At 70.6% G+C, this 8,353-nt stretch carries 8 protein-coding genes; 2 read left to right on the top strand and 6 right to left on the bottom strand.

The window, feature by feature from the left end:
• Nucleotides 1–383: 383 nt before the first annotated feature.
• The 3 genes from G3I40_RS21235 to G3I40_RS21225 are packed head-to-tail and all read right to left on the bottom strand — an operon-like array spanning nt 384 to nt 3,245.
• Nucleotides 384–1,559: a dipeptidase gene (locus G3I40_RS21235; protein ID WP_164303721.1), complete on the bottom strand. Its 1,176-nt coding sequence runs from the start codon at nt 1,557–1,559 to the stop codon at nt 384–386.
• 28 nt (nt 1,560–1,587) lie between these two features.
• Nucleotides 1,588–2,130, bottom strand: coding sequence for a 5-(carboxyamino)imidazole ribonucleotide mutase (gene purE, locus G3I40_RS21230; RefSeq protein ID WP_203644515.1), 543 nt, complete (start codon nt 2,128–2,130; stop codon nt 1,588–1,590).
• Complete coding sequence (locus G3I40_RS21225) at nt 2,127–3,245, bottom strand: 5-(carboxyamino)imidazole ribonucleotide synthase (RefSeq protein WP_239091866.1); 1,119 nt, start codon at nt 3,243–3,245, stop codon at nt 2,127–2,129. Before G3I40_RS21225 ends, purE begins: the two co-directional genes overlap by 4 nt.
• Before the next feature lie 203 nt (nt 3,246–3,448).
• On the opposite strand from G3I40_RS21225, the gene G3I40_RS21220 reads away from it, so the two are divergent.
• Nucleotides 3,449–3,970, top strand: coding sequence for a GtrA family protein (locus tag G3I40_RS21220; protein WP_164303718.1), 522 nt, complete (start codon nt 3,449–3,451; stop codon nt 3,968–3,970).
• A gap of 19 nt (nt 3,971–3,989) precedes the next feature.
• On the opposite strand, the gene G3I40_RS21215 is transcribed toward G3I40_RS21220, so the two are convergent.
• Nucleotides 3,990–5,270, bottom strand: coding sequence for an ATP-binding protein (locus tag G3I40_RS21215; RefSeq protein WP_164303717.1), 1,281 nt, complete (start codon nt 5,268–5,270; stop codon nt 3,990–3,992).
• 50 nt (nt 5,271–5,320) lie between these two features.
• On the bottom strand, nt 5,321–5,998 hold the full coding sequence (locus G3I40_RS21210) for a response regulator transcription factor (RefSeq protein WP_164303716.1): 678 nt from the start codon (nt 5,996–5,998) through the stop codon (nt 5,321–5,323).
• Nucleotides 5,999–6,502: 504 nt separating this feature from the next.
• On the opposite strand from G3I40_RS21210, the gene G3I40_RS21205 reads away from it, so the two are divergent.
• Complete coding sequence (locus G3I40_RS21205; protein WP_164303715.1) at nt 6,503–8,002, top strand: oligopeptide:H+ symporter; 1,500 nt, start codon at nt 6,503–6,505, stop codon at nt 8,000–8,002.
• Nucleotides 8,003–8,218: 216 nt separating this feature from the next.
• Here G3I40_RS21205 and G3I40_RS47250 read toward each other — a convergent pair.
• On the bottom strand, nt 8,219–8,353 hold a 135-nt coding region (locus G3I40_RS47250), incomplete at its 5' end, for an LPXTG cell wall anchor domain-containing protein (RefSeq protein WP_164303714.1).

Here is an 8,353-nt window from a genome sequence, read left to right as displayed (position 1 = left end):
GCGGTCGAGCTCGCCCGCCTCGGCCGGGGCGGTCAGTTGGTCCTGCAGGTCTGCCATGGCACGGCTCCGGCCGTCAGTGGGGGCTGGCGTTCGCACCACCGTGGCACGGGAGCGGGAGCGCTTCGCGGTGAGCGGTGCCGTTCGGGGGGCGGGTGGGCCGAACGGGTGTGCGCGGCCCCAGGGCCCCAGCCGGAGTCCCCGCGCAGGCGTCCGTGCCGCGGCGCCGGGGGACGCCGCGGAGATCCACCGGAAGCGCCTCAGGGGCCCAAGGCCTGTCCGGGTCTGGGGTCCCCCCCGGCCGGAGGCTGGGCTGTGCCGGGCCCGAGTCCGCGACAAGGTCCCCCCGGCCTTCCCGGCTGGGGGGACCTCGGGCAGGGCGGGTCCTAGCCGTCCAGTTGCTGCAGCGTCGCGTTCGACGGGCCGCGGCTGCCCTGGAGGTCGCGGGCGACCGACTCCGCGTCGCCGAGGACGCGTACCGCGTTGCGCCAGGTCAGCTTCGCCAGGTCGTCCCTGGACCAGCCGCGGCCGACGAGCTCGGCGATCAGGTTCGGGTAGCCCGACACGTCGCCGAGGCCGTCCGGGGTGAACGCCGTGCCGTCGTAGTCGCCGCCGATGCCGATGTGGTCGACGCCCGCGACCTCGCGCATGTGGTCGAGGTGGTCGGCCACCGTGGACACGGTCGCGACGGGGCGCGGGGTGGCCTCCTCGAAGGCGCGGTGCAGCTTCATCGCCTCGGGCGAGGTGTCCAGGTGGTGGTAGCCGTGCGCGCGCAGGTTGTCGTCGGCGGCGGCCGTCCAGTCGACGGCGGCCTGCAGCACGAACTTGGGCACGAACGTCGCCATCGCCACTCCCCCGTTGGCGGGCAGCCGCTCCAGCACGTCGTCGGGGATGTTGCGCGGGTGGTCGCAGACGGCCCGCGACGAGGAGTGCGAGAAGATCACCGGCGCGGCGGTCGTGTCGAGGGCCGCCCTCATCGTCGTGGCGGCGACGTGGGACAGGTCGACGAGCATGCCCTCGCGGTTCATCTCGCGGACGACCTCGCGGCCGAAGGCGGACAGGCCGCCGACGCCGGGCTCGTCCGTCGCCGAGTCCGCCCACGCGATGTTGTCGTTGTGGGTGAGCGTCATGTAGCGCACGCCGAGCGCGTACAGCGCCCGCAGCGTGGCGAGCGAGTTGTTGATGGAGTGGCCGCCCTCGGCGCCCTTGAGGGAGGCGATGCGCCCTTCGGCGCGGGCCTGCTCCATGTCCGCGGCGGTGCGTGCCTCGCGCAGGTCGCCCGCGTACCGGGCGATCAACTGGTCGACGCAGTCGATCTGTTCGAGGGTGGCGCTGACCGCCGCGTCCCCGGTCAGGTCGGTGCGCACGTACACGGACCAGAACTGCGCGCCCACGCCGCCGGCCCGCAGCCGGGCCAGGTCGGTGTGCAGATGCGCGCTCTGGTCGACGGCGATGTCGCGGGCGTCGATGTCGTAGGTGACCTGCTCGCGCAGGGCCCACGGCAGGTCGTTGTGCCCGTCGACGACGGGGAACTCGGCGAGTATCGCCCGCGCCTGCGCCATGGAGTCGTTCACCGTGCTCACTGCTCCCTCACTTCCCGAAGCCGAAACCGGCCCCGGCTCCCTCGGCCTTGGCCCGCAGGCGCTTGCCCTTTTCGGTGGCCTGGTCGTTCAGCTCCTGCTGGAACTCCCGCATCCGGCCCAGAAGTTCCTCGTCGTGCGCGGCCAGCATGCGGGCGGCGAGGAGGCCGGCGTTGCGCGCGCCGCCGACGGAGACCGTCGCGACGGGCACGCCGGCGGGCATCTGCACGATGGACAGCAGCGAGTCCATGCCGTCGAGGTACTTCAGCGGGACGGGGACGCCGATGACCGGCAGCGGCGTCACCGAGGCGAGCATGCCGGGCAGGTGGGCGGCGCCGCCCGCCCCCGCGATGATCGCCTTCAGGCCGCGGCCCGCGGCCTGCTCGCCGTAGGAGATCATCTCGTGCGGCATGCGGTGCGCGGAGACGACGTCGACCTCGTACGGGATCTCGAACTCGTGCAGGGCCTGCGCCGCGGCCTCCATGACGGGCCAGTCGGAGTCCGATCCCATGACGATGCCGACGAGGGGGCTCATGGGGCTCGCAGAACTCATTCGGTGATCGTGCCTCTCAGGTATCCGGCCGCGTGACGGGCGCGCTCCAGCACCTCGTCCAGGTCGTCGCCGTAGGTGTTGACGTGGCCGACCTTGCGCCCGGGCTTCACGTCCTTGCCGTACATGTGGATCTTCAGCTGCGGGTCGCGGGCCATGCAGTGCAGGTACGCGCTGTACATGTCCGGGAAGTCGCCGCCCAGGACGTTGCACATGACCGTCCACGGGGCGCGCGGGCGGGGGTCGCCCAGTGGCAGGTCGAGCACGGCGCGGACGTGGTTGGCGAACTGCGAGGTGATCGCGCCGTCCTGGGTCCAGTGGCCGGAGTTGTGCGGCCGCATCGCCAGTTCGTTGACCAGGATGCGTCCGTCCCGCGTCTCGAAGAGCTCGACCGCGAGGTGGCCGACGACGCCGAGTTCCTTGGCGACGCGCAGCGCGAGCTCCTGGGCCTCGCCCGCGAGGGCCTCGGACAGGCCGGGCGCCGGGGCGATCACCGTGTCGCAGACGCCGTCGACCTGCTGGGACTCGACGACGGGGTAGGCGACGGCCTGGCCGTGCGGGGAGCGCACGACGTTGGCCGCCAGCTCCCGTACGAAGTCGACCTTCTCCTCGGCCAGGACCGGCACGCCCGCCTTGAACGGGTCGGCGGCCTCGGCCTCGGAGCGCACGAACCACACGCCCTTGCCGTCGTAGCCGCCGCGCACCGTCTTGAGGATGACGGGGAATCCCGCGCCCTGCGCCGCGAAGGCGGCCACGTCGGCCGGGTCCCGCACGATGCGGTGGCGCGGGCACGGCACGCCCAGCGACGTGAGCTTCGCGCGCATCTCGCCCTTGTCCTGGGCGTAGAGCAGCGCACCGGGGCCCGGGCGCACGGGGATGCCGTCCGCCTCCAGGGCCCGCAGGTGCTCCGTCGGTACGTGTTCGTGGTCGAAGGTGATCACGTCACAGCCGTGCGCGAACGCGCGCAGCGTGTCCAGGTCGCGGTAGTCGCCGACGACGACGTCGCCGACGACCTGCGCCGCGGAATCCTGGGGCGTGTCACTGAGGAGCTTGAATCTGATGCCGAGCGGGATGCCTGCCTCGTGTGTCATACGAGCGAGCTGACCGCCGCCGACCATGCCGACTACCGGGAACGTCACACCCTCAGGGTATCGGCCATATGACCGGTACCCGTACGGCCCTCCCTTTGGAGGAAAGTCCATGCGCGCGGCGGTGGCCGCGGTCCACAGGCGTCTTCGGGAACCCGTGGTTAGCATGGCTGGGTCGGCCTTTGCGGGCCGCGCGACCAGATGACGGGGACGACGGGGGCCGAGGCGAGCACATGACTGGGACTTCAAGCCCGACCGGCACACTACGGCTGCGCTTCACCGCTCTGGCCCGCGAGGTCGCCAAGTTCGGCGTCGTGGGCGCCCTGGGCGTCCTCGTGAACTTCGCGGTCTTCAACCTGATGCGGCACGGCACCGACCTCCAGGTCGTGCGGGCCAGCGTGATCGCGACGGTCGTCGCCATCGTCTTCAACTACGTGGGGTTCCGTTACTTCACGTACCGCGACCGGGACAAGAGCGGCCGCGCCAAGGAACTCACGCTGTTCCTGCTGTTCAGCATCGTCGGCCTGGTGATCGAGAACGGCGTCCTGTACGCGGCCACGTACGGCTTCGGCTGGGACAGCTCGCTGCAGAGCAACGTCTTCAAGTTCCTCGGCATGGGGCTCGCGACCCTCTTCCGCTTCTGGTCGTACCGCACGTGGGTCTTCCGGGCGCTGCCCGCGCGCGAGGCCGTCGCCAGTGCCGAATCGTTCCTGGACGAGCCGTCCGGCGCGCCCGCCGTGCAGCGCGCGAAGTAGCCCCCCCTTCCGCCGGGGCCTACCTGATCGTCGTCTCCGGCTCCGTGCCGTCCACGGACTTCTTCAGCGCCGTACGGGACAGGAACAGGCCGAAGACGGGCGGGTACGCCTGGAGCATTTCGAGCCGTCCGCCGTCCGCCTCGGCCAGGTCGCGGGCGACGGCGAGGCCGATGCCCGTCGAGTTCCGGCCGCTGATGGTCCGCTCGAAGATCCGTGAGCCCAGTTCGGACGGGACGCCGGGGCCCTCGTCCGTGACCTCGACCACCGCCTGGTTGCCGGTGACGCGGGTGCGCAGGGCGACGGTGCCGCCGCCGTGCATCAGCGCGTTCTCGATCAGTGCGGCGAGGACCTGGGCCACCGCGCCCGGGGTGCCGACCGCCGCCAGGTGGCGCTTGCCCGAGGAGACGATGGCGCGGCCCTCGCCGCGGTAGGCCGGGCGCCACTCCTCCAGCTGCTGCTTGATGACCTCGTCCAGGTCGAAGCTCACGGCCGAGCCGCTGCGCGGGTCGCGGGCGTTGGTGAGCAGCCGCTCGACCACGTCGGTGAGCCGCTCGACCTGGGTGAGCGCGATCGTCGCCTCCTCCCTCACCTCGGCCAGGTCCTCGGTCATGGTGATCTCCTCCAGCCGCATGGAGAGCGCGGTGAGGGGGGTGCGCAGCTGGTGCGAGGCATCGGCAGCCAGGCGCCGCTCGGCGGTCAGCATGCGGGCGATGCGCTCGGCGGAGCCGTCCAGGACGTCGGCGACGCGGTCCAGCTCGGGGACGCCGTAGCGCTTGTGCCGCGGGCGCGGGTCGCCGGAGCCGAGGCGTTCGGCGGTCTCGGCGAGGTCGGTGAGCGGGGAGGCGAGGCGGTTGGCCTGGCGCACGGCCAGCAGCACGGCGGCGACGACGGCGAGCAGCGCCACCCCCGCGATGATCAGCAGGGTGCGGCCCACCTCGCGGGTCACCGCCGAGCGGGGCTCCTCGACGGTGACCTTCTCACCGCGTTCGCCGGAGGCGGTGTACGTGATGACGTCGCCCTGCGGCTTGGTGCCCAGCTCGATGGGGGCGCGGCCGGGGATGTCGACGACCGCGTACCGCTCCTCCAGGGCGACCTGGTCGGACAGGATGTCGCCGTTGACCTGCTCCTCACTGAGCAGCCGGCTGTCGACGACGGAGGCGAGCCGGACGGCCTCGGACTCCACGCGGTCCTGGGCGCTGTTGCTGATGGTCCGGGTCTCCACGATGACGAGGGAGACCCCGAACACGGCGATCACCACCAGGACGACGGCGAGCGTGGAGTTGATGAGTCGGCGGCGCATGTCCCTCAGTGTCCAGGACGGGAGCCCCGCAGCGGCTCAGCTCCCGTCGGTCAGCTCTTCTCGAACCGGAATCCCACGCCGCGCACCGTCGCGATGTACCGGGGGTTCGCCGCGTCGTCGCCGAGCTTCTTGCGGAGCCAGGAGATGTGCATGTCCAGCGTCTTGGTCGACGACCACCACGTCGTGTCCCAGACCTCGCGCATCAGCTGGTCGCGGGTGACGACCCGGCCCGCGTCGCGCACGAGCACCCGCAGCAGGTCGAACTCCTTTGCCGTGAGCTGGAGTTCCTCGTCGCCCATCCACGCCCGGTGCGACTCGACGTCGATGCGCACGCCGTGCGTGGCCGGGGCCTCCTTGGGCTCGGCGGCGCCGCGCCGCAGGAGCGCCCGGACGCGGGCGAGCAGTTCGGCGAGGCGGAACGGCTTGGTGACGTAGTCGTCGGCGCCGGCGTCGAGACCGACCACCGTGTCGACCTCGTCGGCGCGTGCGGTGAGGATCAGGATCGGCACCGTGTGCCCCTCGGCGCGCAGCCGGCGGGCGACTTCGAGGCCGTCCATCCCGGGCAGGCCCAGGTCGAGGACGCACAGATCGATGCTTCCCTGCAGTCCGGCGTCGAGGGCGGTGGGGCCGTCCTCGCGCACTTCGACCTCGTAACCCTCCCGGCGCAGGGCACGGGCCAGCGGCTCCGAGATGGACGCGTCGTCCTCGGCGAGCAGTACACGGGTCATGGGGTGATGGTAGTCCGCGCCGGAGCGGGGCTGCGGGGTGATCGGCCAGTGCGGGCCACCGCGCCGTTCCCCGGCGAATCGGAACCCCGGCCTCCGCCGTGATGTCCTACAGCTGTGGGGTGCGATCCTGGAAACCACCTTTGAATCCGCCCGTTGGTTCCACGGCTACCTGTGATCCATCTCTCAAGTCCTTCCATATGCCGCACTGTCGTGTCGTATGGTGACCGAACGCCTGATGCACTACTGGGGGACTTTCGGAGCGTATGACGCACCGAAGGTCCCTTTGCTGTGTGAGCTGACGCTGTCAGCGTTGAAAGGAATGACCTGTGGCCGGGCCCCGCGCGTAAGGAAGCGCGCCGGGGCGTGGATCCCGGGTCCGCCGTACCAGTTCCCCTCCAGGCGTGGGGAGGACGGTAGGACTCCGGTGCCGGCCGACCCCCACCCGGGCGCACGCTCCACCCCCACAAAGGCAGCGGCGGCGTCCCGAGCGAGCAAGGAACCACCATGGCGTCCAGCCTGACGAAGGAAGCCCCCGCGCCTGTCGCCGGCGGCAAGACCTTCCTTGGCCACCCAGCCGGCCTGGCCTTTCTGTTTCTGACGGAGATGTGGGAGCGCTACAGCTTCTACGGCATGCGGGCACTGCTCGTCCTGTACCTGTCGGCCGGCGTCATCGACGGAGGCCTCGGCCTCAACGTCGCGACGGCGACCGCGATCTACTCGGTCTACAACGCCCTGGTGTACCTGCTCGCGCTCCCCGGCGGCTGGCTCGGCGACCGCGTCTGGGGTCCGCGCAAGACCACCGCGGTCGGCGCCTCCATCATCATGCTCGGCCACTTCACGCTGGCCCTGCCGTGGACCGGGTCCTTCTACGCCGGCCTGGCGCTGATCGCGGCCGGTTCGGGTCTGCTCAAGTCCAACATCTCGACGATGGTCGGCCACCTCTACCCGGAGAAGAACGACCCGCGTCGCGACGGCGGCTTCTCGATCTTCTACATCTCGATCAACGTCGGTGCCTTCTTCGCGCCGCTGACGATCGGCACGATCGGCCAGAAGGTCGACTGGCACCTCGGCTTCGCGATGGCCGGTGTGGGCATGGCCATCGGCCTGATGTGCTTCCTGTTCGGCTACCGCTACCTGGCCGTCGAGTCCAACGTCGTGCCGTCGCCGATGAGCGCCGCCGAGAAGAGCGCGCTGTGGAAGAAGGTCTCGCTCTGGGCGGCCCTGGCCGTCGTGTTCTACGCCATCACCGGCTTCGGCGGCCTGCTCACCGTGAACTGGGTGCTGTGGCCGCTGACCGTCCTCGGCCTGGTCCTGCCCATCTGGTACCTGGTCAAGATGAAGCGCGACCGCGAGCTGAGCGACACCGAGCAGTCCCGCGTCTCGGCGTACATCTGGTTCTTCGTCGTGGCCGCCATGTTCTGGGGCATCTTCGACCAGTCCGGCTCCACGCTGAACCTGTTCGCGCAGGACAGCACCAGCAACACGCTGTTCGGCTGGGACTTCCCCTCCAGCTGGTTCCAGTCGCTGAACTCGCTGTACGTGATGGCGTTCGCGCCGGTCTTCGCCTGGCTGTGGGTCGCGCTCAACAAGCGCGGCAAGGAGCCCACGACCATCACGAAGTTCGCCAACGGCGTCTTCCTGATCGGCCTGTCCTTCTTCGTGATGATGCTCGCCCAGGCCGCGGCCACCGGCGACGCCAAGGTCACGCCGCTGTGGCTGTGCGCGGTCTACCTGATCCAGACCATCGGTGAGCTGACGCTCTCCCCGGTCGGCCTGTCGCTCACCACGAAGCTGGCGCCGCAGAAGTACGGCTCCCAGATGATGGGTGTCTGGTTCCTGGCGGTCACCGCCGGTGACTCCATCATCGCCCTGCTCCAGCTGATCGGCGCGCCGACCGACACCGAGTGGTGGTTCGCCTCGCAGGGTGCGATCGCCGTGCTCGCCGGTGTCGCGGTCTTCATGTTCCGCCGCAAGGTCAAGCCGCTGATGGGTGGCGTGCACTGACCCGTCTCCGCTGCGTGTGAAAGGGGCCCGGCCGCACCGTTCGGTGCGGCCGGGCCCCTTTCGCGTGGCACCGATACGCCTTCGTGTGCGCCTTCGCGGGCCCCGAGAAGTGCGCCTACACGTACGGAAAAAGATCAAGGGGTGCAGCGAGAAGCCACAGGTGATGAGTGCTTGTGTCTCATCGCCTGCGGCCCCTCATTCACTCATGCGCTTTGCTCAACGCCCCCTGGCCGCGCGCCGCTTGGGCAGGAACGTGAAGACCGCGCCGCCCAGCAGGATCACCGTGCCGGCCACCAGACCGAGGGCGCGCAGGGCGCCGTCGTTCGAGGCGCCCGTCTCGGCGAGGCCGCC

It is taken from the genome of Streptomyces sp. SID14478, assembly GCF_010548525.1.
GTDB lineage: Bacteria > Actinomycetota > Actinomycetes > Streptomycetales > Streptomycetaceae > Streptomyces.
The sequence above is the reverse complement of the archived record's forward strand: the minus strand, read 5'-3'. Positions and strand labels throughout refer to the sequence as shown.